Origin of the sequence: Exiguobacterium sp. UBA3491 (assembly GCF_002377745.1) — a bacterium.
GTDB lineage: Bacteria > Bacillota > Bacilli > Exiguobacteriales > Exiguobacteriaceae > Exiguobacterium_A.
Genome location: NZ_DFQK01000001.1, coordinates 17895 through 43272 on the forward strand (window position 1 = coordinate 17895; position 25378 = coordinate 43272).

Here is a 25378-nt window from a genome sequence, read left to right on the forward strand (position 1 = left end):
GGAGTCAGTGAAAGGGGGCGATGCCAAGATGAGGCACGCGTTAATTACAGCAGGTACAAAAGGACTGGGAGAGCGAGTAACACGCCAGTTATTGGAAGAAGGATGGAAAGTAACGGCGTTCCATCGTTCCGAACCCGAGTTTACACATCCGAATCTTGTGACGATTCAAGCAGATGTGACGAACCAAGAAGAAGTGGAACACGCAGCTCAACAAGCAATTAACGAGCAAGGTCGGATTGATGCGTTGATACTTAATGCAGGACCATATATATTCGAGCGGAAAGCATTAGTAGATTATAGCGATCAAGAATGGAATGAAGTCATTACCGGGAATCTGACCGCTAGTTTCTGGTTGTTACGTCAAGTATTACCCGTCATGCGTAAGCAAGCCTATGGTCGAATCATCACGTATGGTTTTCCGGAAAGTGCGACAGCGCCAGGATGGGTGTGCCGGGCGGCGTTCGCTGCTGCTAAAAGCGGGATGGTGAGTTTGACGAAGAGTGTGGCGCTTGAAGAGGCAGAGCACGGCATTACGGTCAACATGGTCAATCCGGGGAACATCGTCGGTGATAACAAGACGAAACGGATTTCCGAAGCAGAGCAAGATGAAGAAACACCGGTCGGAAGAACGGGTGTCGGGGAAGATATCGCTCGCGCCATCTCCTTCTTACTCGCAGAAGAATCAAGTATGATCACAGGTGCGATTCTTGATGTGACAGGGGGCGTCAATGTCGTCCATCAATCCCGTAAGTAAATAAAAAACACCTAATCCATCGCTTGGATTAGGTGTTTTTACTGATTTAAGATGATGGAATCGATTGAAGGTGTTTTGGTGTGCGAGTCAACGCAACCGGACCTTCCGCAGTAAGATGGATATCATCTTCGATCCGGACGCCGCCGACTCCGGGAACATAGATACCTGGTTCGAGCGTGTAGACGATACCAGCTTCAGCCGTCAGTAAGTTGTTTGAAGCGAGGGACGGGAATTCGTGAACCTCGATTCCGAGTCCGTGACCAACGCGATGTGTGAAGTACTGACCGTAGCCAGCCTCTGTGATGACGTCGCGGGCTGCTTTATCCAACGAGCCGAGTGTCGTACCGATCTGACTCGCTTTTGTCGCGGCTTCAAGTGCTTGGCGGACCGTTTCATAGATTTTCGTCTGTTCTTCGCTTGCCTGACCATAAATGAAGGTCCGTGTAATGTCTGAACAGTAGCCTTTCCAAATGACACCGAGATCGAATAGGACGAAATCGCCTTCTTGGATGACGCGGTCACCTGGGACACCGTGTGGATCAGCACTGTTTGCACCAAATAGGACAAGCGTATCGAACGACATCTCGCGGACGCCTTTTTTCTTCATTTCATATTCGATTTCCGCAATGACTTCGATTTCCGTGATACCTGGACGGATCGCTTGTTTACCGATTTCGATCGCTTCATCCGCAAGTGCTGCTGCTTCTTGAAGGATAGCAATTTCTTCCGGTGTTTTCTTCAAGCGAAGCGCTTGTAAGGACTCACCAATATCAAAAATGGCTGCATTTTCAAGATGTGAGCTCAGTTCTTGATATCGACTAAACGTCATATGTTCACCTTCAATACCGATCCGATTGTTCGAATGTTCAAATGTCTTGAATAATTCAGCTAAACGATCGAATGGATTTTCATGATCTTCATACGTGACGACGTCTCCTTCCCAAGGACTCGCTGCAACGATACTTGCTTCGAGTGCTGGGCAGAATAATACATGTTTGCCGGTTACATCAACGAGGACTGCCATGACACGTTCGTGAGGTTCTGCGTAGACTCCTGAAAAGTAAAAGACATTTGCCTTTGAAGTAATGACGGCTAAATCGATTCCTTGTTCTTTCAAGAAAGCACTAATGTAATTCGTACGTTCGCTCATATGTGACTCCACCTCTCTACTCATTTTCTACATAAGTATACCATCGTCCGATTCGAAAAACATTTCTCGTAAATCAGACTAGTACACGTTTTCATCTTTGGAGTAGTACAGTATAATGACAGGAGAGTAGAAAAAAGGAAAAGAAGGGATACAGTATGCCTACGAAACACGAACAGATCATTCGACATATCGAAGATCTTGATGTCGGAACGAAGATTTCCGTCCGACAAATCGCGAAGGACTTGACCGTATCCGAAGGAACGGCCTATCGCGCCATCAAGGAAGCGGAGAATCTTGGGTTCGTCTCGACGATCGAACGAGTCGGAACGATTCGAATCAAAAAGAAACAAAAAGAAAATATTGAGAAGCTGACATTCGCGGAGGTCGTGAATATCGTCGATGGTCAAGTTCTCGGTGGGAGAAACGGATTACACAAGACATTGACGAAATTCGTCATTGGCGCAATGAAGCTTGAAGCGATGATGCGTTACATCGATGTCGACAGTCTCGTCATCATCGGGAACCGTGAAAAAGCACACGAACTCGTGCTTGAAGCAGGGGCCGTGGTATTGATCACCGGTGGATTTGATACAACGGAGGATGCAAAACGATTGGCGGATGAGATGGAGTTACCCATCATTTCGACGTCATACGATACATTTACGGTCGCAACGATGATCAACCGAGCAATTTATGATCGATTGATCAAAAAGGAAATCTTACTCGTCTCGGATATCTTGATCCCTTTACATGATACGTTCTATTTACAGACGACGGATCCGATTTCACGTTGGCACGAGTTGAACGAACAGACGAAACACAATCGTTACCCTGTCATCGATGAACAAATGAAGGTCGTCGGTGTCGTGACGGCGAAGGACATCATTGACCGTCCACATGACTGGGCTGTTGAAAAAGTCATGACGCGGCATCCAATTACGGTCGGCATTCGAACGAGTGTCACGAATTCTGCGCATCAGATGGTATGGGAAGGAATCGAAATGTTACCGGTCATCGACCAGTATGGGCGATTGCTTGGGATCATTAGCCGTCAAGATGTCCTCAAGGCGTTGCAACTGGCGAATCGCCAGCCGCAGGTCGGGGAGACGTTCGATGATCTGATCACAGGCCAGATTAAAGCGTCAGAGGACGAACGGGGACCGTACTTATCCCTTGAGGTTTCTCCACAAATGACGAACTTCATGGGGACTGCTTCAAGTGGTGTATTGACGACGCTTCTCGTCGAAGGGGCGACACGAATGTTGCGTCACATGAAGAAAGGTGACCTTGTCATTGAAAACGTCAGCATCTATTTCATTAAACCTGTTCAGATCGAGAGCACGGTAACGATCCGGGCTAATGTCTTTGACGTTGGTCGAAAATTCGGGAAAGTCGATGTTGAAATGTATCAAGGTACACAAATCGTTGCGAAGGCGCTCGTGACTTCTCAACTCATCGATCGTTAAGTGAATACAAAAAGAACCGAAGTCGATTGACTTCGGTTCCTCTGAATCTCGTTCAGGATTGCTCCATCTCACGGACGACATATGGATAAATCTTTTTGTAACGGATGAATCCAGCGATGAATGAAGCAACACCGACGACGATTAAAATAGAACAGACAACTTTTCCGACGAGTGTCGTTAATCCGTTCCCGGAAACGAACTGATTGACGGCGAATAGGATGACGAACAGACTCAACCAAATGCTCGCTTGTGTATTGAACAAGTATTTTCGGTTCGTGCTTTTCGTATGGAACGCGCGGCGTTTTGCTAACAAATACCCACCAAGCGAGAAAACGATGAGGGCGATGAGGATGAATTGCATGTTAAAAGGACCTCCTTTTTGTCTTCATCTAGTATCATATCAAGATTAGAGGAGCTGTGCACAGTGAAAGAGCAAATCAAACAAATGATTGAAGCTGCAAATACGATCATCATTCATCGTCATGAACGACCGGATCCCGATGCACTCGGTAGTCAGTTCGGCTTACAATTGACATTGCAACACCAGTTTCCTGAAAAAACAGTGTTGTCGGCAGGTGAGATGGCGACATCATTGTCATTTATGGGGAAGCTCGATCAGGTAGAAGACGAGTTATACAAAGAGGCGTTAGTCGTGATTCTGGATACGGCGAATCAAGCACGTATTGACGGGAAGGTCGCGATGACAGGAAAAGACGTCATTAAAATCGATCATCATCCCGATGAGGATCCATACGCGTCAGTGCAACTCGTCGATACGACGATGAGTTCGACATCGGAACTGCTCGTTCATCTATTGAATGAATGGGAATACGACATTCCAGCATCAGCTGCTATTCAATTCTATGCGGGAATCGTCGGTGACACGGGACGTTTTCAATTCCGTGGTACGACGAAACGAACGTTTGAAGTCGCGGCGCAATTGATTGATGTAGGGATTGATACAGATTGGTTGTATCGGAATATGTACCAAACAGAACTGGCGGCGCTTCATCTACAAGGATATGTTCTTCAACATATCCAATTGACGGATCAAGGCGTCGGTTATGTCGTTTTGACACAGGATACATTGAAGCAATTTGGAGCAACGGTCGAACAAGCATCGTTACTCGTCAATAGTTTTGCCGGTTTACAAGGAATGAAGTGCTGGGCGCTGTTCCTCGAAACAGATATGGAAGTTCGCGTCCGAATTCGCTCGAAGGGTCCAGTCATCAATGAAGTAGCAAAAGAATTCAATGGCGGTGGACATCCAATGGCGTCTGGTGCGACGATTGAACAGTTAAGTGAAGTCGAACGTGTCGTTAATCGTCTGAATGAGGTCGCTGCGAACTTCCAGTTTTAAATGGAAAAAAGGCTGCTCGGTCTCATTCCTCTCGTGAGGAAGCGGAGCGAACAGCCTTTTTATGCTTATTTCGTTTTTGTTTCTTGTTGCGGAATGAACCATACGCCACGATCTGTGTGGTCTTCAATGACATTCAGTTGAAGTTCAGCGACCGACTTGCGAATCTTCTCAGCGATTTCTTCCGTTTCAGTAAAAGCAGTAACACCTAACTTTAGTTGTTCAACCTTTTCACGTGCGATTTGACTACGATTCAAAATCATGAGAAATGCTCCTTCCGTACCCGTCATGATATTTCTATACTTATTGTAGCGAATAATAAATCAGATGGCGAGTACTTGAGTTAGTTAGATATGAATGTTCTGAAAACTTTTTAAGCTTTCATCAGAAGAGAGAGGAGAATAGAAGATGCACTTAAATGTCCGGACACAATATAGTCCCTTACAAAGTTTGATTCGAATCGAGACGTACCTCGATGAGCTTGTTCATCGTCAGCTTGGACGAGCGATCATCTGTGAAACGACATTAACCGGAGTTCCGGCATTCATCGAGGCGTGTCAGCGTCGACAGTTACAACCGGTCATTGGCTGGGAACAGCGAATCGAGGAAGAAGACTGTTGTATCTTGTGGTTTGCTTTTTCTTCTGATGGCTTACGTCAATTGTACCGATTAGCTAGTGAACAACCGGTTATTGAAGCCTCATCGCTCATTGCGGTGCTCGTTCCGCTTCGTCAGGCATCGGAAGATATGACACGTCTACGTCGTTCCGTCGTGCAGTGGATGGGACACGTTCAAGGAGCGCGTACATATATGGGAGTGACTTCGAGTCGCTCGACCGTCGAGCGAGAGAGTCGCATGCGTTATCGGGAAGTAGCCGCATCACTCGGTGTAGAGACAATCCCGGTCGATCCTGTCCGTTATCTTCATCGAGCTGAAGCCCCAGCTTATCAAGCAATACGTGCGATCCGTGAAGCAACGACGTTCCAAGATCAAAAAACAGATCGTCTGATGCATTTAAAGACTCGAGAAGAGTTACTCGAAGACTTTACGGAGCGAGAAATCACGATGGCTGAGCAATTTGCCGCGACATCTGAACGCTTAGAATTACCGTTCCAGCAACGTCCATTACCACGCGTCGCAGAAGATTCGAATGCGATGCTGCGGACGCATGCTGAAGAAGGATTACTGGCACACGGTCATGAAAGTAAAGAAGCGGCGGAACGGCTCGCCTATGAACTGTCCGTCATCGAACAAACCGGATTTGCTGATTATTTTTTGATCGTCGAGGAACTTATTCGACGAGCAAAGGCGAAAGGCATTCATGTTGGACCTGGTCGTGGGTCGGCAGCAGGCTCTCTCGTTAGTTATGCGCTTGGAATCACGACGGTTGATCCGTTGAAATATGGATTACTCTTTGAGCGGTTTTTGAATCCAGAGCGGATTTCGATGCCGGATATCGATATCGATATCGAAGATGAACGACGCGAAGAGGTATTAGAAGATCTCGTAATGCGTTATGGAAAAGACCATGTCGCCCAAATCGGGACATTATCAACGCTTGGTGCCAAAGCCGCTCTGCGAGACGTCGGACGAACGCTGGAGTTTTCAAAAGATGAACTGGATGCTGCAGTCAAACAACTTGGGAAATCGACGACATTACAAGGAATCGAACAAAATAAACAGACGTATCGCTGGTTCTCTGGAAGTGAAAAACGTCGACAACTCTTACAGCTAGCGCAAGCAGTCGAAGGTCTCCCGCGACAACGTTCGGTTCACGCAGCCGGCGTCGTCATCGGGTCAGAGAATCTCGTCGAGACGACACCCTTAGAGACAGGACCGAACGAGCGATACGTGACGCAGTTCCTGATGCAAGCATTAGAACGTCAAGGATTACTGAAGATTGACTTGCTGGGGCTGCGCAATCTTAGTCGTTTGCGTCGGATGGAAGAATTGATTCGAAGAGAACACCCCTCTTTTAAGCTCTCGCAAATTCCAGAAGAAGATCGTGCGACGTTCCAAGTCTTTGCCCGCGCCGAGACGGATGATATCTTCCAATTCGAATCACCAGGCATGAAACAAACATTGCGAGAAGTGAAACCGAATCGATTTGAAGATTTGGTCGCCACGATGTCGCTCTATCGTCCAGGACCGATGAAATTCATTGATCTGTACGCAAAACGAAAAGCCGGTCAACCTTATCAGATGGTACATCCTGTATTAGAAGAGGTGCTGGCGTCGACATATGGCATCATCGTCTACCAAGAGCAAGTCATGGAAATCACACGCCGAGTGGCTGGTTTTACGCTTGCTCAAGCAGATATATTACGACGTGCGATTTCTAAGAAGAGTACGGATTCACTCGAACAGGAACGTCTCCATTTTTTAGAAGGTGCACGAACGAATGGATTCGATGATACAGTAGCGCACTCACTTTATGAACAAATCGAACGTTTTGCCGGATATGGATTTAACCGAAGTCATGCAGTCGCCTACTCAAAGATTAGTTATGCCCTTGGGTATATCAAAGCGCATTTCCCGCAAATTTTCTTTCTCGTTTCGGTGGAACAACCGGAACGCCTTGTCCGGTTGATGCGCGAACGACGTCTCCCTGTCCTATCACCGGACGTCTGGATTTCCGATTATCGTTCTTCGCTAGAGGGAAAGGGGATTCGACTTGGAATCCATGTGATTAAAGGTATTTCCGAGCGAGAGTTCGAACGGTTAAAAGAAGCGTCGAAGCACACGGCGACGATCGCCGGTCTATTGACTCATGTCGGATGGGGTAAAAAGGAACGAGCAAAAATCGAATTACTGCTTTATAGTGGCGCATTAGACCGAGCGACGCACGGCGATCGTGGACTCGCTGAACAAGAGGTGCTCGAGTACTTCACGGAATCATCGAATACCTTATTACCGGACGAACTGGCAATCCTCGGGAAACGCCGGACACAGAAGTCATCGAAACGAAGCGATTCCGACTGGGCACGCCTGGAACGAGATGCACTCGGATTCTGGTTAACGTATTCTCCTTTGACGACAGCGATGAAAGCACCGGTCGAATCTGCTTATTTTCATGATCTTAGTGTCGGAGCAGACACGCATTATTTAATCTGCTATATTGATCAAATCCGAGAATTCAAGACGAAACGCGGTCAAGTGATGGCGGTCATTCAAGCGGTCGATGGGTATTCAAATGAAGAAGTCGTCGTATTCCCAAGTCAATATGAGCGGTTCCGTCGTTCTCTTTACTTAGGGAATGTCTTATTGATCGAGTTGAAGGTTCAAGATCGTGAAGGGGAGCGCCAATTCATTTTGGAACGGCTCCGGCCACTCGGACAAGATGTATTGTTCGTCAAGCTAACATCAAAAAATGAGCTAGCCACACTCGAACAATTGTTAGAAGCTACGCCAGGCGATATTCCAGTCGTCGTTCGCTACGCTGATTCACGCGAGACGAAATCGTTACCGTCACTTTATGCGGTTCGGCATGATGAGGAATTATTAGCTCGTCTACGTATGCAGTTTGGTGAGGATCATGTTGTCCTGAAAAATGTGCCTCGCTCAAACTAGTAGTAGGTAATAAGATTTGTTATAATAAAGGGTAATTGGTCTGACCAATGCCACCGATTAAAGCAACCGACTGAAGGGTCAGAAAGGTGGTGCCGTATCGATATGGAGAAGAAACGAAATGCGTTTGAAGCCAATATCGCGGCGATTAAATTGATGATCGAACAAGATGGATTAGTTCCAGGAGACCGAATCCCATCGGAACGGGAACTGGCAGAACGACTATCCATCAGCCGACCGTCCGTACGAGAAGCATTACGGACGCTCGCTTATTTAGGCATCATCGAGACACGGCACGGAGGCGGAAGCTTTCTGTTGAACCGTGACGATCATACCTATATTCAAATCATCGCTCAATTCTTAGTGACTGGCGATTCGAAGTTTGAAGACTTGGCAGGAACGCTCCGCTTGCTTGAGCAAGCAGCGCTCGCGCAGCTGGATGACCTTTCGGTGCTTGCACCAGTTGTTGCATCTGATGCAGCGTTTCGTGAGACGTTGATTCAGACGGTCGATAACGATCTGTTTGAACGAATCTGGCGACAAGTCAATGCCTTCCATAAAAGCTTCGGTCAAGGGGAACTCTATACGCAAGTGGAACGGGAACAATTCTTGAACCGCCCATAGATGACAAGGGGGAACTGAACGTGCAAGCATTTTTTCGAAAACCTAAAAAGTTCGTCACGTTGACTTCAAAGGAGCAACGTGTCGATGTGCCTGTTGGCTTAATGACAAAATGTCCGAAATGTAAATTGATCCAATATACGAAACAACTAGAAACGAACCTACGCGTCTGTTCATGTGGATATCATCATCCGTTGACTGCGCAAGAACGTTTTACGCAATTATTTGATGAAGGTTCGGTAACATATTTTGATCTGCCGGCAGTTCAAGCGGATCCCCTCGGATTTGAGGACTATCCGGAAAAATTAAAAGGAGATCAAGTCAGAACGGGTCTTAAGGAAGCGATCGTCTGTGGCGTCGGGAATGTGAATGGTCACCCACTCGTCGCTTGTGTCATGGATGCGCGATTCCGGATGGGCTCGATGGGAGCTGCCGTTGGTGCTGCAATTTCTGAAGCTGTTCGTTACGCGACGAAACATCGTTTACCTGTCACGATATTCTCTGCTTCAGGTGGAGCACGGATGCAAGAAGGAATGGTCAGTCTCATGCAGATGGCAAAATCAAGTCTCTTTTTAAAACAGCATTCAGATGCAGGGTTACTCTATATTTCTTGTATGACACATCCGACAACCGGTGGTGTATCAGCAAGTTTTGCGATGCTCGGTGATTTCAACATTGCTGAACCGGGTGCGTTGATTGGATTTGCGGGTCGCCGGATCATCGAACAGACGATTCGTGAAAAACTACCGGAAGATTTCCAAACAGCAGAATTCTTATTGCAAGCAGGTCAACTGGACGATGTCGTATCACGACACGATCTGAAGACGTACTATACGCGAATCTTAAAGCTACATGCGGAGGGAACGAACCATGCAACCATTTGACCAACCAGTCATCGCGTTACGCGAAAAAATTCTTGAGCTTCATGACATGGCGGAAACGCAAGGACTTGATTTCAAGGAAGAACTGCAACTTCTTGAAGAACGCCTTCATCGGTTAGAACTCGATATTTACGGGAATATGAAAGCGTGGAATCGTGTTCAGTTGGCACGTCATCCAGAACGTCCAACGACACTCGATTACATTGAATCGATTTGTGAAGATTTCATCGAACTGCACGGCGATCGTCATGGGTATGATGATGCAGCAATCGTCGGTGGAATCGGAACGCTAAATGGTCGTCCCGTGACGATCATCGGTCATCAACGCGGAAAAGATACAAAAGAGAACATTCGTCGTAACTTCGGAATGCCACATCCAGAAGGGTACCGGAAAGCACTGCGTCTCATGCAACAAGCGGAAAAATTCAATCGACCGATCATTACGTTCATTGACACGAAAGGAGCATATCCAGGACGTGCGGCAGAAGAACGCGGTCAAAGTGAAGCCATCGCGAAAAACTTGTTTGAGATGGCTGGGATGACTGTGCCAATCATCTCGATTGTCATTGGTGAAGGCGGTTCAGGTGGTGCTTTAGGAATCGGCGTTTGTGATCAACTCTTGATGCTTGAGAACTCGACGTATTCCGTTATCTCTCCTGAAGGTGCTGCAGCATTATTGTGGAAAGATGCGAGTCTTGCGGAAAAGGCTGCAGAATCGATGAAAATCACAGCACCTGATTTGTTACGCCTTGGAATCGCGGATGCTATCATTCCTGAAGTCATCGGAGGAGCACATCTTGATGTGTCATTACAGGCGGATAAATTAAAATCTGTCTTGATACAGAAGCTCGAAACTTTGGTTCATCTGACCAAGGAAGAGCTCCTCGATCAACGGACCGAAAAATATCACCAAATTGGCACATAAGCACCATGTAATCGCTATCATGATTGATATTCCTCATTTCCGGAATCGGTAATGAAAAAACAAGTGAAAGTTTATGCAATCTGCCCTGTTGTAAAACAAGAAAACAACGTGCTATTTTAGATTCAGATTAATGGAGAGGTGATTAACGTGAGTTTAAAACGGATTGCTGTCTTAACGAGTGGCGGCGATGCACCAGGTATGAATGCCGCGGTGCGTGCTGTCACGCGTAAAGCGATTTTTCATGGCTTAGAAGTATTTGGTGTCTATAACGGCTATCAAGGATTAATCAACGGGGACATCGTCCAGTTGAACCTTGGGTCAGTCGGTGACATCATTCAACGAGGTGGAACGTTCCTACGTTCAGCACGTTGCCCTGAGTTCCGTACAGAAGAAGGACGAGCAAAAGCGGTTGTCAATCTTAAGAAATTTGAAATTGATGCACTCGTCGTCGTAGGCGGAGACGGGTCGTATCGTGGTGCCCAAAAATTGACGGGACTTGGCTTCCCGACAATTGGACTTCCAGGTACGATCGATAACGATATTCCTGGAACGGACTATACGATCGGTTTTGATACAGCGCTCAACACGGCGCTTGAAGCGATCGATAAAATCCGTGATACGGCATCGTCGCATGAGCGGACGTATGTCATTGAAGTCATGGGACGCGATGCGGGTGATATCGCATTATATGCAGGACTTGCTGGTGGAGCAGAATCGATTCTTGTTCCCGAGCGTCCTGAAGATTTAAAAGAAGTCCTCGATCGCATTCAAAGTGGTGTCAATCGCGGTAAGAAACACTCAATCGTCATCGTCGCTGAAGGTGCAGGCCGTGCCCAGGACGTGGGAGACGCGATCGCAAAAGAAACAGGTCTCGATACACGCGTCACGGTTCTTGGTCACGTTCAACGTGGTGGAGCACCAACGGCAGCGGACCGTGTACTTGCAAGTCGTATGGGAGCGCATGCCATCGAAATCCTACTTCAAGGAAAACAAGGACGTGTCGTAGGTGTACGTGGTGGTAAGATGATCGATCTCGATATCGATGAGGCACTCGACGAAAATAAACATGAGCTGGATCTTGATATTCTCGAGCTTTCAAAACAGCTTTCGATTTAACGAACGTCGATAGGATTGGAATGGACAAGAGAACTTGGCCAAACACCGTAGGAGGTTTATGGAATATGCGTAGAACTAAAATTGTATGTACGATTGGACCGGCGTCAGAAAAACGTCTTCCAGAAATGATTGAAGCAGGTATGAACGTCGCTCGTTTGAACTTCTCACACGGCGATTATGAAGAACACGGCGCACGTATCACGGATATCCGCCGCGCAGCGAAAGAAGCAAACAAAATTGTTACGATTCTTCTTGATACGAAAGGACCAGAAATCCGGACACATTCGTTTGAAGAAGGAAAAGCGCTTCTCGAACGTGGTCAAGAAGTCATCATCGTTAGCGGAGACGCAAACGAAATCGTCGGAACGAAAGATAAATTCTCAGTCACGTATGAAGGACTCTATGATGACGTCGAAGTTGGTTCGATGATCATGCTTGATGACGGTCTCATCGGTCTTCGTGTCACTGAAAAACTTCCGAACCGTGAGCTTCGTTGTTCAATCGAAAACGAAGGTGTCATCAAGACGAAAAAAGGCGTTAACTTGCCAAACGTAAAGGTTAACCTTCCTGCTTTGACAGAAAAAGATATTGCGGATATCGAGTTCGGTATCAAGAGCGATATCGATTTGATCGCGGCATCTTTCGTACGCCGTGCGTCAGACGTCGTTGCGATTCGTCAATTGCTTGAGAAAAACAACGCGAGCCACATCAAAATCTTCCCAAAAATCGAGAACCAAGAAGGTGTCGATAACATCGAAGAAATCCTTGCGATTTCGGACGGTTTGATGGTAGCGCGTGGTGACCTCGGTATCGAGATTCCAACGGAAGAAGTCACACCAACTCAAAAAGACTTAATCAAGCTTTGTAACGACTTCGGTAAACCAGTCATTACAGCAACACAAATGCTTGACTCGATGCAACGTTTCCCACGTCCAACACGTGCTGAAGCATCAGACGTCGCGAACGCGATTCTTGATGGTACGGATGCAATCATGCTTTCAGGTGAGACAGCAGCAGGGGACTACCCAATCGAATCTGTCCAAATGATGCACTCGATCGCAAAACGTACAGAAAAAATGCTCGACTACAAGCTCTTGTTGAAAGATCGTCAGACACGTAGTGAGCACACAGTGACGGATGCAATCGCTCAAGCGGTTACGCACACTGCAATCAACTTGGACGCAAAAGCAATCTTGACACCGACACAATCGGGTTACACGGCTGCACGTATCTCGAAATACCGTCCAGAGCCAAACATTGTCGCTGTTACACCAAGCGCACGTGTCGCACGTCAGTTGAACATCGTATGGGGCGTGTACCCAATCGTCGTTGATCATCTTTCAGACAACACGGATGACATGTTGACACTTGCTGCGGACACAGCAAAAGACGCTGGTTTCGTTACAGACGGTGATCTCGTCGTCATCTCAGCAGGTATCCCTGCTTTGACTGCTGGTACAACGAACATGTTGAAAATCCACATCGTCGGTAAAGAGATCGCAAACGGTCGTGGAATCGGTGAGCGTGGAGTCGTTGGCGAAGTCGTCATCGCAAACAACGCAGAAGAAGCAAACGCGAAAGCGAAGCCAGGCATGATCCTCGTTACGAACTCAACTGATCGTGACATGATGCCTGCAATCGAGATGGCTGCAGCGATGATCACAGTTGATGGCGGATTGACAAGCCATGCTGGAATCGTTGGACCATCACTCGGTAAACCAGTCATCGTTGGTGTCGAAGATGCATTGACAGTCTTCAAAGACGGTCAAATGATCTCAATCGATCCATTGACAGGTAAACTATATAACGCATAATCCATTCATGACGGACGTGACTTAGGTCATGTCCGTCTTTTTTTCATGAGGAGGACGTATGGAAGCTTATCTATTTTTGATTGCCCTCGTCTTCATCGGGGTCATCGCACAAAATAAATCATTGATCATCGCTGCTGCTTTCCTGTTGATCGTCAAGGCGATCGGACTAGATGGTCGATTATTTCCATCCTTGCAGGCAAAAGGAATCACCTGGGGTGTCACATTGATCACGGCTGCGATTCTTGTACCGATCGCAGCAGGGGATATCGGATTTAAGGAACTTATTCAAAGTATTCGGGGGCATATCGGCATCATCTCATTTTTATCAGGAATCTTCGTTGCGATCGTCGCGGCACATGGTGTTGGTCTGATGAAAGAAGACCCACTTGTCACGACGGCATTGCTTGCCGGAACGATTCTCGCAGTGGGACTCTTCCGCGGAGTACCCGTTGGTCCACTAATTGGTGCTGGGATTGCTGCGCTTGTCATCGGAATGTGGGATATCATCGCAAAAACGTTCACGGGATGAGCAGGATCAGCAAAGAATACGAATTAATTTTTTGATAATAGTATGCAAGTTCATTCACTTTTTGGGTAATTTTGTTTATACTAAGAACAGAAACAAGATGGTCTATTCAAGAGTACAGCGGTACAAGCATGGGGAACGACTCTTGAGTGGACGTCTTTTTTTCAATACGGAAATGAAAGCGTTTTAAATTTCTGGGGAAAAAAAGGGGGATTATTGTCATGACGCAAACTAAAGGTTTAGAAGGAATCGTCGCGACGACATCGAAAATCAGTTCGATCATCGATGGTCAATTGACGTACGGCGGTTATACAATTGATGATTTGGCGGAGCACGCCTCATTTGAGGAAGTCGTCTTCTTATTATGGAACGACCGTCTACCAAAAGAAGAGGAATTGAAGCAACTGTCGGAAGCACTCATTTCCGAAGCACCAGTTGCGACTGCCGTTCTCGAGACGATGAAGGCAGCACCAAAGTCGGCGAATGCGATGGCAATGATTCGGACAGCGCTCTCTCAACTCGCGCTTTACGATGAAACATCGGAAGATATGTCGACAGAGGCGAATTACGCTAAAGCCATCAAATTACAAGCGCAAATCGCAACACTTGTTACGGCTTATGCGCGTATCAAAAAAGGGCAGGAACCAATCGCACCTAAAACAGGTCTTTCTTACGCTGCAAACTTTCTGTTCATGTTGACAGGCGAAGAGCCGACAGAAGTGGCTGAAAAAGCGTTCAACCAAGCGCTTGTTCTTCATGCAGACCATGAGTTGAACGCTTCGACATTCACGGCACGTGTTTGTGTTGCGACACTCTCTGACGTCTACTCAGGTGTGACGGCAGCGATGGGTGCATTAAAAGGACCTCTTCACGGTGGAGCGAATGAAGCTGTCATGAAGATGCTGTTAGAAATTGATTCGGTTGAAAAGGTTGACGAGTATGTCCATAATAAACTTGAGAACAAGCAAAAAATCATGGGCTTTGGTCACCGTGTCTACAAGGACGGCGATCCACGTGCGAAGCACCTTCAGGAAATGAGTCGTCAGCTGACTGCTCAAATCGGGGAACCGAAATGGTATGAGATGTCAGTTAAGATTGACGAGATCGTCCAGTCGGAAAAAGGATTGAAACCAAACGTTGATTTCTATTCCGCTTCTACGTACCATGCACTTGGACTTGATACAGAACTTTTCACTCCAATCTTTGCAGTAAGTCGAATGTCAGGTTGGTTGGCGCACATTTTAGAGCAGTATAGCGATAACCGTCTGATTCGCCCACGTGCAGACTACACGGGTGAAACACACCGGACATATGTGTCCATCGAAGAACGTTAAAAGGACGGAGAGGAGTAATCCTCTCCTGATTTTTGATGTAGATTACAATTACTTAAGGGGGATTTTTAGACATGGCTACACTTCAAGGCGAAAACATCACAGTAACGAACGGTACACTTCAAGTTCCAAATGCTCCAATCATTCCATTCATCATTGGTGACGGAACAGGACCTGACATCTGGAATGCTGCGGTACGCGTATTTGATGCAGCAGTTGAAAAAGCCTATAACGGTGAGAAGAAGATTGAATGGAAAGAAGTCTATGCTGGCGAAAAAGCATTCAACAAAACAGGCAACTGGTTACCAGAAGAGACACTCGATCTCATCCGTGAGCACATCATCGCAATCAAAGGACCACTTACGACACCAGTCGGCGGCGGTATTCGCTCATTGAACGTTGCATTACGTCAAGAGCTTGATTTGTACACATGCCTTCGCCCAGTTCGTTACTTCACTGGTGTTCCTTCACCGGTTAAACGCCCAGAAGATACAGATATGGTCATCTTCCGTGAAAATACTGAAGATATCTACGCAGGAATCGAATATGCAGAAGGTAGCGAAGGCGTTGCAAAACTGCTTGAATTCCTTCAAAACGAAATGGGTGTCAACAAAATTCGCTTCCCTGAGACATCTGGTCTTGGAATCAAACCGATTTCAAAAGAGGGTACAGAACGCCTCGTTCGTGCAGCAATCGAATACGCACTTGAGCACAAGCGCGCTTCGTTGACACTCGTTCACAAAGGAAACATCATGAAGTTCACTGAAGGAGCTTTCAAAAACTGGGGTTATGAGCTTGCTGAGCGTGAATACGCAGAGCACGTCTTCACTTGGAACCAGTACGATCGTATCAAAGAAGAAGAGGGAACTGAGGCTGCGAACAAAGCACAAGCAGACGCTGAAGCTGCTGGTAAGTTAATCGTAAAAGACTCAATCGCTGATATCTTCTTACAACAAATCTTGACTCGTCCAAAAGAGTTCGATGTCGTTGCGACAATGAACTTGAACGGTGACTACATCTCGGATGCACTTGCTGCACAAGTGGGTGGTATCGGAATCGCACCTGGAGCAAACATCAACTACATGACTGGTCACGCGATTTTTGAAGCAACTCACGGTACAGCACCAAAATACGCTGGACTTGATAAAGTAAACCCATCATCTGTCATCTTGTCAGGCGAAATGATGTTCCGTCACCTCGGTTGGAACGAAGCAGCAGATCTCATCATCAAATCGATGGAAACATCGATCGAAGCAAAAGTCGTCACATACGACTTCGCACGTCTCATGGATGGTGCGACTGAAGTGAAGTGTTCTGAATTCGCGGACGAACTCATCAAAAACATGTAATCCGATCAGGAGGAATGAGTCGATGAACAGACGGAAGAAGATCGCAGTCATAGGAAGTGGCTTTACGGGCGCGACGACGGCACTTTACCTTGCCCAGCAAGAGTTAGGTGATATCGTCCTCGTCGACCGACCAGAGCAAGAAAATCCGACGAAAGGAAAGGCGCTTGATATGCAAGAAGCAGCGCCAATCCTCGGATTTGATGTTTCGGTAAAAGGGACATCGGATTATGCAGATATCAAGGACGCAGATATCGTCGTCATCACTGCCGGCATTGCTCGAAAGCCGGGCATGAGCCGCGAAGACCTTGTCAGTACGAATGCTGCCGTCATGACAGCTGTGACGAAGGAAATCGTCGCGCATGCACCAGAATCGATCATCATCGTTTTGACGAACCCGGTCGATGCGATGACGTATACGGTCTATCAAGCATCTGGTTTTCCGAAGGAACGTGTCATCGGTCAGTCCGGAGTCCTCGACACGGCGCGTTTCCGGACATTTCTAGCAGAAGAACTCAATGTTTCTGTGAAGGACGTATCAGGGTTCGTGCTCGGTGGACACGGAGATGATATGGTACCGCTACTGCGCTATTCTCAGGCAGGAGGAATTCCGATTGAGAAGCTCATATCGAAAGAACGACTCGATGCGATCGTTGACCGGACCCGTAAAGGGGGCGGTGAAATCGTTCAGTTACTTGGAAACGGTTCTGCTTATTATGCGCCAGCAGCGGCGATCGCTGAGATGGTCGAAGCGATTTTGAAGGATCAGCGACGGATTCTTCCGGCAATCGCTTATCTCGAAGGCGAATACGGATACAACGATATGTACTTTGGTGTACCGGTCATTCTTGGTGGGAACGGTGTCGAGCACGTCTACGAACTCGAGCTGACTGCCGATGAACAAGAAGCATTGAACCGCTCTGCGTCTACCGTCCGTTCGGTACTCGACCTATTAAAATCTTGATTCTAAAAAAAGACGAACTTGTCGAAAGTGACAAGTTCGTCTTTTTTGTCTCGTCATAACCGATGAGGAGAAGCATAGTGCGATAACTTGGCATACCAAGGGCAGACCAGTATAAGAAGAAACGTCAGCCAAGGAATCAAATATCCGATTCGAAGGAAGTGACCTTGATGTTCCATATGTAGGTGTTGTCGGTTTTGACAATGTGGACAGGGGAGTCCGTGAGCAGACCAGATTAAACGATAGATTGTTCGAGCAGACCAGGATTGACGACAAACGGTGCATCGTGCCACGCGAGTGCCTCCTTTCATTCATAGGTTAATTGTGTAAAGTGTGTTTTTCACAACATACGATACACATAGGAGAAAAGTTCCAATTTCAATAAACATGTATAAAAAAAGATTGTATTAGGGTAAGGACAAAGGTACGTCATTCTATTCCACTAAGGGGGATGCCACATGCGCGCCGTAACGTACCAAGGAGCAAAAGATGTTCAAGTCAAACAAGTACAGGATCCATCGATTGATAAAAACGATGACATCATCGTAAAGATCACCTCGACTGCAATTTGTGGTTCGGATCTACACATTTATCAAGGGAATATGCCGGCTCACAAAGACTATGTCATTGGTCATGAACCGATGGGCATCGTTGAAGAAGTTGGACCAGGAGTGACGAAGGTCAAACGGGGAGACCGCGTCGTATTACCGTTTAACGTTGCTTGCGGTCACTGTTTCTTTTGCGAACATGATATGGAAAGTCAATGCGATAACTCGAATGGAAATCCCCATGTCGATACAGGTGGGTATTTCGGCTTTACAGAAGAGTTTGGTGGACATCCTGGTGGTCAGGCGGAATATTTAAAAGTTCCGTTCGGGAATTTCATGCCACTTGTGATTCCTGAATCGTGTGAACTAGAAGATGAAGCGTTGTTGTTCTTATCTGACGTTTTACCTACAGCATATTGGAGTGTCCTGCATGCTGGTGTGAAAAAAGGGGACACGGTCGTCGTACTCGGATCGGGACCTGTCGGACTGATGACACAAAAATTCGCATGGATGCAAGGTGCGAAACGGGTCATTGCGGTGGATGATCAAGTGTACCGATTAAATCATGCTAAAATGACGAATAAAGTCGAGACCGTGAATTTTTCAGATCATGCAGAAAGTGGTGCCTACATCAAAGAATTGACGCAAGGTGGGGCAGACGTCGTCATTGATTGCGTCGGTTTTGACGGAAAGATGTCCGCCGTAGAAAAAATTGAACAAAAGATTGGTCTGCAAGGTGGAACGTTGAGTGCCATTAATATTGCGAAGGACGCTGTCCGGAAATTTGGTACCGTACAGTTGACGGGCGTCTATGCTGAAAAATATAACCAATTCCCACTCGGCGACTTTTTCACTCGGAATATCACACTGAAAATGGGACAAGCACCCGTCGTCCATTTGATGCCGGAACTGTTCCAGAAAATCATCAATAAGGAATTTGATCCGACGGATATCGTGACACACCGAGTGGCACTTGATGATGCTGCTTCTGCCTATCAGACATTTAATGATCGGACAGATGGATGCATCAAGGTCGTCTTGAAACCATAAGCTATATCATACTCAAACAGCCCATCCGATTTTTGGATGGGCTGTTGTACATCATAGGATTAAAAGAAGAAGACGGGCCATAGAAGACCGACAGCTAAACCGAGTAAGAGACCAACGAATACTTGAAACTCAGTGTGACCGACGAGTTCGTTCAGAAGAGGGGTCTCATGACGAATTCCTTTAAAATAATCATTGAGTAATTTTGCCTGAACACCAACAGCTTGTCTGACACCCGTCGCGTCATACATGATGATTGTGGCAAATATGGCAGCTAGTGCGAAGAGCGAAGATGAGAAGCCTTCCTGAAAACCGATGACCACGGCTAACGCGACGACAGTCGAGCTATGTGAACTAGGCATACCACCGGAAGCAAACATGATCTCCAGGTCGAACTTTCGGGTCCGTACCAAACTCGTAACAAGCTTCGCTGCTTGAGCGATGAACCATGCCGTGATGGCTGCAAAAAGGGGATGATTCCATTCCATACATTTTACCTCCTACGATTGACGATATGTATTGATTCCCCGTTTTTATCGCTTTTACACGAATGATCAAGAGGGATTCATCGTCTCCTTTAAAGATTATGTAAAGAAACAGCAGAAAGATTTGTGATTTTCCAGTAAAAGTCGGTAAGATGAAGACAGACGAAGCGGATTCCACGGAATTCCTCATTCGAAAGAACGAAACTTGAGGGGGATGCAAGGTTTGAAGGATAAAATTATCGTGGTAGATGATGAATTGTCGATTGCAACACTATTGAAGTTTAATTTAGAGCAGGCTGGTTTTGTCGTTGAAACGGCACATGATGGAATGTCAGGTTTGAAATTAGCGGAAAAACAAGATGCCGCACTGATCGTACTGGATCTTATGTTGCCGGAACTCGATGGTCTGGAAGTATGTAAACGACTACGTCAACAGAAAATCAATACACCGATCTTGATGCTGACGGCAAAGGATGATGAGTTTGATAAGGTGCTCGGTCTAGAACTCGGTGCGGACGATTACCTGACAAAACCGTTTAGCCCACGCGAAGTCGTTGCCCGTGTAAAAGCGATTTTACGACGGATGAGTCATCAGACAGCATCCCCGGATGAGGTCACGGACGGAACGATTCTGATTGGTGACGTCAAAATCGTTCCGGATAACTACGAAGCTTTCAAAGCAGAAGAACGTCTTGAACTTACTCCTAAGGAATTCGAATTGCTCGTATATCTCGCTAAAAATAAAGGACGTGTCTTGACACGAGATCAACTGTTATCCGCGATTTGGAATTATGATTTCGTCGGTGATACGCGTATCGTGGATGTGCATATCAGTCATGTCCGTGAAAAAATCGAACCGAATACGAAAAAACCGATTTATATTAAAACGATTCGCGGTCTCGGGTATAAGATGGAGGAGCCGAAACCAGAATGAGTAAGTATCGGAAACGGTTCATCTTTAAAATGATTTCTTTCATTAGTTTGGTGCTTGTTGCACTCGGTTTTCTACTTGGACAATCATTTAAGGAATTCTATGTTCAAAATGAAAAAGAAAAACTGATGGATGAAACCTCGCTTGTCGAGACGATTCTACAAGGGCGCGAAGTTTCTGATATGGCACAGTACGTGAATCAATTGTATGCCGAATCCAACTTTGACATGATCTTATTTAACGGACGTGGGGAAATCATCGCAGGTACCCCTGTTGATGTCACGAAACTAAAAGTAGCAACGCTCAATTTCTCAGCGATTCCCAAAGATGGTACGTTTGAATCGAAGACGGATGACAGTGTCGTCCAGTTCACGAAGCCTGTTCCAACAGCAGATGGTGGAGAAGTGTACGTCAGTTTCATTCGTTATGCTAAAGATTTGAATATTATCTATTCACGGATTTGGACGGTCATTTTCTTCTCACTCCTTGCTTCGCTCGTAATCATCTTTTTGACAATCTATCGTTCAACGAAACGGTTCCTACGACCAATCGCGGAGGCGACCGATGTGTTGCACGAACTGTCACATGGGAATTACAAGTCACGCGTCTACGAGTTAGCGGCACCAGATGAATCACGTGATTTAGGACGCTCGATCAATCTCCTCGCACGAAATCTAGAGAATGCATCATCCGGTGAAGCGATGCAACGGGCACGACTCGAATCCTTGATCGAATACATGGGAGCCGGTCTCATGCTGATTGATGAAAAGGGTTATGTACTACTTGTTAACCGTACCTATCGGGAGATGTTCCATATTCACGAACCATCTAGTGGAAAATTATATTACCGCGTACTTCCGAACGAAAAGATGAGTCAGGTGATTGAAGATGTCTACCTGACAGAAAAACCGAATCGCAAACAATCGAGTGTCCGTTTCGGCATCAACAGTCGGACGTTTATGGTCAGTGCCGCACCGATTTTTGATAAGAACGGTCGCGTGCAAGGAACGACCGTTGTCTTCAACGATATTACGGAAATTAAAAAGCTGGAACAGATGCGCAAAGACTTCGTTGCGAATGTCAGCCACGAATTAAAAACACCACTGACGTCCATCAAGGGGTTTGCAGAAACGTTACTCGATGGTGCGCAAGATGTTCCGGAAATCCGGGAACAATTTTTGCGGATCATTCATGATGAATCAGAACGAATGCAGACATTGGTCGAAGACTTGCTCGAACTATCGCGACTGGAACAAGACAACTATCAGCTTGAAACAGCAATCGTTGATGTGACGAGTCTCGTTCGCGAAACCGCTGAGCTGTTGCATCGACGAGCAGCGGAAAAAGAGATGATGATTCATATCGAAACGGAAGAGGAAGTCTTCATCCGGGCAGATTTGAATCGGTTGAAACAAGTCGTAGTCAACTTAGTTGCGAATGCGTTGAACTACACCCCGAACGGTGGTAACGTCTGGATTCAACTCGAGGACGGAGAAGAGTCTGTCCAACTCATCATCAAAGATGATGGGATTGGTATTCATCCGAAGGAGACGCAGCGTATCTTCGAACGGTTCTATCGTGTCGATAAGGCGCGAAGCCGTAATTCAGGTGGAACGGGTCTCGGGCTGGCCATTGTTAAACACATCGTTGATCTTCACCATGGGGAAATTGATGTCGAATCGGCGGAGCAACAAGGAACGACGTTTACGATTCGTTTACCAAAACATGGCTGAATTTCACAGTGGATTCACAATTCCTTAATAGATGTATCTTATGATGAAAGTACCTTCTTCATCATCTGTATGGCGACTGGATCAGCTCCCATGTCGTCATGCCCTTGGCGGTTGACTCTCCTTGAGTCAATCGTCTTTTTTTGGTCATTTTTAGCGAACAAATGTGTGCAGAGTGATACAATAGGGACAGAAAATCGATTAAAGGGGCGTAGATGATGGAAAATAAATTGTTATTGATTGATGGGAACTCATTGACTTATCGGGCGTTTTTCGCTTTACCACCAATGACGGACGCGCAAGGACGAAATACGAACGCAGCCTATGGCTTTACGATGATGTTATTGAAGTTGCTTGAAGAAGAGCAACCGACACATATGCTCGTTGCCTTTGATGCTTCGAGTGAAACATTCCGTCACGATGTCTATCAGGAGTATAAAGGAAGTCGGGAAAAAACACCGTCTGAACTACGAGAACAATTCCCGATCGTCCGAGACATCTGTGAAGCACTCGGTATTCAAATGATGGAACTCCATCGCTATGAGGCAGATGATTTGATTGGTACGCTTGCACGAACGATGCCAACGGATCGGACACGGATCGTCACAGGAGACAAAGATTTACTTCAACTTGTCACAGATAAGGTCGAAGTCTTGATCACGAAGCGTGGTATTACGGACGTCCAGTGCATGACAGAGGAACTGTTTGCTGAGACGTATGGTGGTCTCAAACCCATTCAAATGATTGATTTGAAGGGGTTGATGGGTGATAAATCGGATAATATTCCAGGGATTCCTGGGATTGGTGAAAAGACGGCAGTTAAATTGATTTCGGCATATGGTTCTGTCGAAGGACTGTATGAACATGTTGAAGACTTAAAAGGGAAGCAGAAGGAAAAAGTCATCGCGAACGAAGAGTTAGCACGACTATCGAAAGAACTTGCGACAATTAAAGTCGATGTCCCGCTCGAGACGACGCTAGATGATTTGCAAATTCGCGATGTTGATACCCAAGTGCCATATTCGTTGTTCCAGTCGCTCGGTTTCAAGTCGTTGACGAATCGATTCGCCCCTGTCGTCAAAGAAGAGGATAAAGAGCAGTTGAACGTCGTGACGATCACTTCACTTCCTGAAGACGTCACCGATGCGGTGTTGCTTGCTGAACAGTTGCGAGAGGATTACATGGAAGAGGACATCATCGGGTTTGCGATCGCAACGCCTGACACGATCTATGTTGCTGCCCCAACGCTCGTCGAAGATTCGGCATTCTGCCAATGGATCGAGTCGGAACATCGGAAGATTTGTCTCGATGCCAAACAAGTCGCATTCGCGTTGCGTAAGCACGGCTTAACCTTAAACGGTTATGAGGATCTGTTATTAGCGGGTTACTTATTGAACTTAAGTGGCGGCACGACGCTCGCTTCAATTGCTGGTCATTATGCATTGATGGCACCGAACGAAGAAGCAGTCCTCGGTAAGGGAGCCAAACGTCTAGCCCCAGCGGATGACGTATTACATCCTTATCTTGCAGAAAAGGCACGGATGATCGAGTTATTGTTCCCGAAAGTCCGGGAAGAGTTGAAGGCGAATCAGCAATATGAGCTGTATGAAACACTAGAGCGTCCATTGTCAGGTGTCCTCGCTGAGATGGAGTGGACCGGGATTCGTGTCGACGTCGCGACGCTCCAGTCGATGCAAGCAGATCTTGCCGGACGTTTAACGGAACTTGAGACGTTGGTCTTTGAAGCGGCAGGTGAGTCGTTCAATATTAATTCACCGAAACAACTTGGTGTGATTCTGTTTGAAAAACTCGAATTGCCCGCCTTCAAGAAAACAAAGACCGGCTACTCGACTGCCGCAGACGTCCTTGAAAAACTGCGTCCGCTGCATCCGGTCATCGATCACATCATGTTATACCGGGAGCTCCAAAAATTACAGTCGACGTATGTTGAAGGCTTACAAAAAGTCATTAAGGAAGACGGAAAGATTCATACCCGTTTTGCTCAGACGATTGCCCAGACAGGTCGTTTAAGTTCGGTCAATCCGAACCTTCAGAATATCCCGATTCGGATCGAAGAAGGACGGAAGATTCGAAAAGCCTTCGTTCCGAGTGAGGCAGGCTGGTCATTGTACGCTGCTGATTATTCACAAATTGAATTACGTGTCATGGCCGATATGTCGCAGGATCAGACGCTTGTCGATGCGTTCCTCCATGATGAGGATATTCATACTCAAACGGCAAGTAGTGTCTTCGGTGTCGAACCGGAAGATGTCACAGGAAACATGCGACGTCAGGCGAAAGCCGTCAACTTTGGAATCATTTACGGAATCAGCGATTATGGATTGTCTCAAAACTTGAACATCACACGCAAAGAAGCGCAATCATTCATCGATCGTTATTTCGAGTTGTTCCCGCAAATCAAACAGTTCATGGATACAGCGATCGAGACGGCACGAGCAAATGGATTCGTCGAAACGTTGATGAACCGTCGCCGCAATATTCCAGATATCAATTCGAAAAACTTTAACTTACGCGGTTTTGCTGAACGTACTGCGATCAATACACCGATTCAAGGTTCGGCTGCAGATATCATTAAAAAAGCAATGCTTGATGTTCATGCTGCTTTGAAAGCATCTAATCTGAAGGCACGCTTGTTATTACAAGTACATGATGAATTGATTTTTGAAGCACCAGACGAAGAACTCGACGCTTTACAAGCACTTGTCAAACAAGCGATGGAGCAGACCGTCGAACTATCCGTACCGCTACGCGTCGAGGGGGGCGCAGGGCATACGTGGTACGAAACGAAGTAAGCAAGGAGG

At 46.5% G+C, this 25378-nt stretch carries 21 protein-coding genes; 17 read left to right on the forward strand and 4 right to left on the reverse strand.

What is annotated here, in order from left to right:
• Window positions 1-28: 28 nt before the first annotated feature.
• Window positions 29-754, forward strand: coding sequence for an SDR family oxidoreductase (locus B4F99_RS00080; protein WP_035406245.1), 726 nt, complete (start codon window positions 29-31; stop codon window positions 752-754).
• Between the two features lie 46 nt (window positions 755-800).
• Here B4F99_RS00080 and B4F99_RS00085 read toward each other — a convergent pair whose 3' ends face one another.
• Entirely contained in the window at window positions 801-1904 is a 1104-nt protein-coding gene (locus B4F99_RS00085; RefSeq protein WP_290754619.1) for a M24 family metallopeptidase, read from the reverse strand.
• A gap of 155 nt (window positions 1905-2059) precedes the next feature.
• Here B4F99_RS00085 and B4F99_RS00090 point away from each other — a divergent pair, with 155 nt between their 5' ends.
• Window positions 2060-3370, forward strand: coding sequence for a DRTGG domain-containing protein (locus tag B4F99_RS00090; protein ID WP_290754621.1), 1311 nt, complete (start codon window positions 2060-2062; stop codon window positions 3368-3370).
• A gap of 52 nt (window positions 3371-3422) precedes the next feature.
• On the opposite strand, the gene B4F99_RS00095 is transcribed toward B4F99_RS00090, so the two are convergent.
• A complete protein-coding gene (locus tag B4F99_RS00095) occupies window positions 3423-3731 on the reverse strand; it encodes a YtpI family protein (protein ID WP_035406252.1) in 309 nt (102 codons plus the stop codon).
• 63 nt (window positions 3732-3794) lie between these two features.
• On the opposite strand from B4F99_RS00095, the gene B4F99_RS00100 reads away from it, so the two are divergent.
• Window positions 3795-4730, forward strand: coding sequence for a DHH family phosphoesterase (locus B4F99_RS00100; RefSeq protein WP_214852842.1), 936 nt, complete (start codon window positions 3795-3797; stop codon window positions 4728-4730).
• 65 nt (window positions 4731-4795) lie between these two features.
• Here the strand turns inward: B4F99_RS00100 and B4F99_RS00105 are convergent, their stop codons facing one another.
• Complete coding sequence (locus B4F99_RS00105) at window positions 4796-4990, reverse strand: hypothetical protein (RefSeq protein ID WP_214852844.1); 195 nt, start codon at window positions 4988-4990, stop codon at window positions 4796-4798.
• 145 nt (window positions 4991-5135) lie between these two features.
• Between B4F99_RS00105 and dnaE the strand changes: the two genes are divergently transcribed.
• From dnaE to B4F99_RS00160, 11 genes are all read left to right on the forward strand, one after another.
• The gene (dnaE, locus tag B4F99_RS00110; RefSeq protein WP_214852846.1) at window positions 5136-8297 is read left to right on the forward strand and encodes a DNA polymerase III subunit alpha; all 3162 of its coding nucleotides are present in this window, start codon (window positions 5136-5138) and stop codon (window positions 8295-8297) included.
• 102 nt (window positions 8298-8399) lie between these two features.
• Window positions 8400-8918: a FadR/GntR family transcriptional regulator gene (locus B4F99_RS00115; protein WP_290754624.1), complete on the forward strand. Its 519-nt coding sequence runs from the start codon at window positions 8400-8402 to the stop codon at window positions 8916-8918.
• A gap of 20 nt (window positions 8919-8938) precedes the next feature.
• Window positions 8939-9799 carry an acetyl-CoA carboxylase, carboxyltransferase subunit beta gene (gene accD / locus B4F99_RS00120; RefSeq protein ID WP_290754626.1) on the forward strand — a complete coding sequence of 287 codons (861 nt, stop codon included), beginning with the start codon at window positions 8939-8941 and terminating at the stop codon, window positions 9797-9799.
• Window positions 9786-10721: an acetyl-CoA carboxylase carboxyl transferase subunit alpha gene (accA, locus tag B4F99_RS00125; protein ID WP_290754628.1), complete on the forward strand. Its 936-nt coding sequence runs from the start codon at window positions 9786-9788 to the stop codon at window positions 10719-10721. Before accD ends, accA begins: the two co-directional genes overlap by 14 nt.
• A 147-nt stretch (window positions 10722-10868) precedes the next feature.
• Complete coding sequence (gene pfkA, locus B4F99_RS00130) at window positions 10869-11837, forward strand: 6-phosphofructokinase (protein ID WP_029342336.1); 969 nt, start codon at window positions 10869-10871, stop codon at window positions 11835-11837.
• 65 nt (window positions 11838-11902) lie between these two features.
• Window positions 11903-13651, forward strand: a complete 1749-nt coding sequence (gene pyk, locus B4F99_RS00135) for a pyruvate kinase (protein ID WP_023469037.1) — start codon at window positions 11903-11905, stop codon at window positions 13649-13651.
• A 58-nt stretch (window positions 13652-13709) separates the two neighbouring features.
• The gene (locus B4F99_RS00140; protein ID WP_035406282.1) at window positions 13710-14180 is read left to right on the forward strand and encodes a DUF441 domain-containing protein; all 471 of its coding nucleotides are present in this window, start codon (window positions 13710-13712) and stop codon (window positions 14178-14180) included.
• Between the two features lie 218 nt (window positions 14181-14398).
• Window positions 14399-15511, forward strand: a complete 1113-nt coding sequence (gene citZ, locus B4F99_RS00145) for a citrate synthase (RefSeq protein WP_035406285.1) — start codon at window positions 14399-14401, stop codon at window positions 15509-15511.
• 71 nt (window positions 15512-15582) lie between these two features.
• On the forward strand, window positions 15583-16857 hold the full coding sequence (gene icd, locus B4F99_RS00150) for an NADP-dependent isocitrate dehydrogenase (protein WP_035406288.1): 1275 nt from the start codon (window positions 15583-15585) through the stop codon (window positions 16855-16857).
• A 22-nt stretch (window positions 16858-16879) separates the two neighbouring features.
• Complete coding sequence (gene mdh / locus B4F99_RS00155; protein ID WP_214852856.1) at window positions 16880-17818, forward strand: malate dehydrogenase; 939 nt, start codon at window positions 16880-16882, stop codon at window positions 17816-17818.
• 455 nt (window positions 17819-18273) lie between these two features.
• Window positions 18274-19413, forward strand: a complete 1140-nt coding sequence (locus B4F99_RS00160; protein ID WP_214852859.1) for a zinc-dependent alcohol dehydrogenase — start codon at window positions 18274-18276, stop codon at window positions 19411-19413.
• Window positions 19414-19472: 59 nt separating this feature from the next.
• On the opposite strand, the gene B4F99_RS00165 is transcribed toward B4F99_RS00160, so the two are convergent.
• Window positions 19473-19898: a divergent PAP2 family protein gene (locus B4F99_RS00165; RefSeq protein ID WP_223040684.1), complete on the reverse strand. Its 426-nt coding sequence runs from the start codon at window positions 19896-19898 to the stop codon at window positions 19473-19475.
• Window positions 19899-20109: 211 nt separating this feature from the next.
• On the opposite strand from B4F99_RS00165, the gene B4F99_RS00170 reads away from it, so the two are divergent.
• The 3 genes from B4F99_RS00170 (at window position 20110) to polA (ending at window position 25369) form a co-directional block, all read left to right on the forward strand.
• Window positions 20110-20829, forward strand: coding sequence for a response regulator (locus tag B4F99_RS00170; protein ID WP_369792024.1), 720 nt, complete (start codon window positions 20110-20112; stop codon window positions 20827-20829).
• Window positions 20826-22559 carry a two-component system histidine kinase PnpS gene (pnpS, locus tag B4F99_RS00175; protein WP_035406301.1) on the forward strand — a complete coding sequence of 578 codons (1734 nt, stop codon included), beginning with the start codon at window positions 20826-20828 and terminating at the stop codon, window positions 22557-22559. Before B4F99_RS00170 ends, pnpS begins: the two co-directional genes overlap by 4 nt.
• Before the next feature lie 212 nt (window positions 22560-22771).
• Window positions 22772-25369 carry a DNA polymerase I gene (polA, locus tag B4F99_RS00180; RefSeq protein WP_290754634.1) on the forward strand — a complete coding sequence of 866 codons (2598 nt, stop codon included), beginning with the start codon at window positions 22772-22774 and terminating at the stop codon, window positions 25367-25369.
• The last annotated feature ends 9 nt before the right edge of the window (window positions 25370-25378 follow it).

Bases quoted from the DNA above. Each gene is read 5' to 3' on its own strand.
- B4F99_RS00080 (WP_035406245.1), top strand. From the start codon at position 29: ATGAGGCACGCGTTAATTACAGCAGGTACAAAAGGACTGGGAGAGCGA.
- B4F99_RS00085 (WP_290754619.1), bottom strand. From the start codon at position 1,904: ATGAGCGAACGTACGAATTACATTAGTGCTTTCTTGAAAGAACAAGGA.
- B4F99_RS00090 (WP_290754621.1), top strand. From the start codon at position 2,060: ATGCCTACGAAACACGAACAGATCATTCGACATATCGAAGATCTTGAT.
- B4F99_RS00095 (WP_035406252.1), bottom strand. From the start codon at position 3,731: ATGCAATTCATCCTCATCGCCCTCATCGTTTTCTCGCTTGGTGGGTAT.
- B4F99_RS00105 (WP_214852844.1), bottom strand. From the start codon at position 4,990: ATGATTTTGAATCGTAGTCAAATCGCACGTGAAAAGGTTGAACAACTA.
- dnaE (WP_214852846.1), top strand. From the start codon at position 5,136: ATGCACTTAAATGTCCGGACACAATATAGTCCCTTACAAAGTTTGATT.
- B4F99_RS00115 (WP_290754624.1), top strand. From the start codon at position 8,400: ATGGAGAAGAAACGAAATGCGTTTGAAGCCAATATCGCGGCGATTAAA.
- accA (WP_290754628.1), top strand. From the start codon at position 9,786: ATGCAACCATTTGACCAACCAGTCATCGCGTTACGCGAAAAAATTCTT.
- pyk (WP_023469037.1), top strand. From the start codon at position 11,903: ATGCGTAGAACTAAAATTGTATGTACGATTGGACCGGCGTCAGAAAAA.
- B4F99_RS00140 (WP_035406282.1), top strand. From the start codon at position 13,710: ATGGAAGCTTATCTATTTTTGATTGCCCTCGTCTTCATCGGGGTCATC.
- citZ (WP_035406285.1), top strand. From the start codon at position 14,399: ATGACGCAAACTAAAGGTTTAGAAGGAATCGTCGCGACGACATCGAAA.
- icd (WP_035406288.1), top strand. From the start codon at position 15,583: ATGGCTACACTTCAAGGCGAAAACATCACAGTAACGAACGGTACACTT.
- mdh (WP_214852856.1), top strand. From the start codon at position 16,880: ATGAACAGACGGAAGAAGATCGCAGTCATAGGAAGTGGCTTTACGGGC.
- B4F99_RS00160 (WP_214852859.1), top strand. From the start codon at position 18,274: ATGCGCGCCGTAACGTACCAAGGAGCAAAAGATGTTCAAGTCAAACAA.
- B4F99_RS00165 (WP_223040684.1), bottom strand. From the start codon at position 19,898: ATGGAATGGAATCATCCCCTTTTTGCAGCCATCACGGCATGGTTCATC.
- B4F99_RS00170 (WP_369792024.1), top strand. From the start codon at position 20,110: ATGCAAGGTTTGAAGGATAAAATTATCGTGGTAGATGATGAATTGTCG.
- pnpS (WP_035406301.1), top strand. From the start codon at position 20,826: ATGAGTAAGTATCGGAAACGGTTCATCTTTAAAATGATTTCTTTCATT.
- polA (WP_290754634.1), top strand. From the start codon at position 22,772: ATGATGGAAAATAAATTGTTATTGATTGATGGGAACTCATTGACTTAT.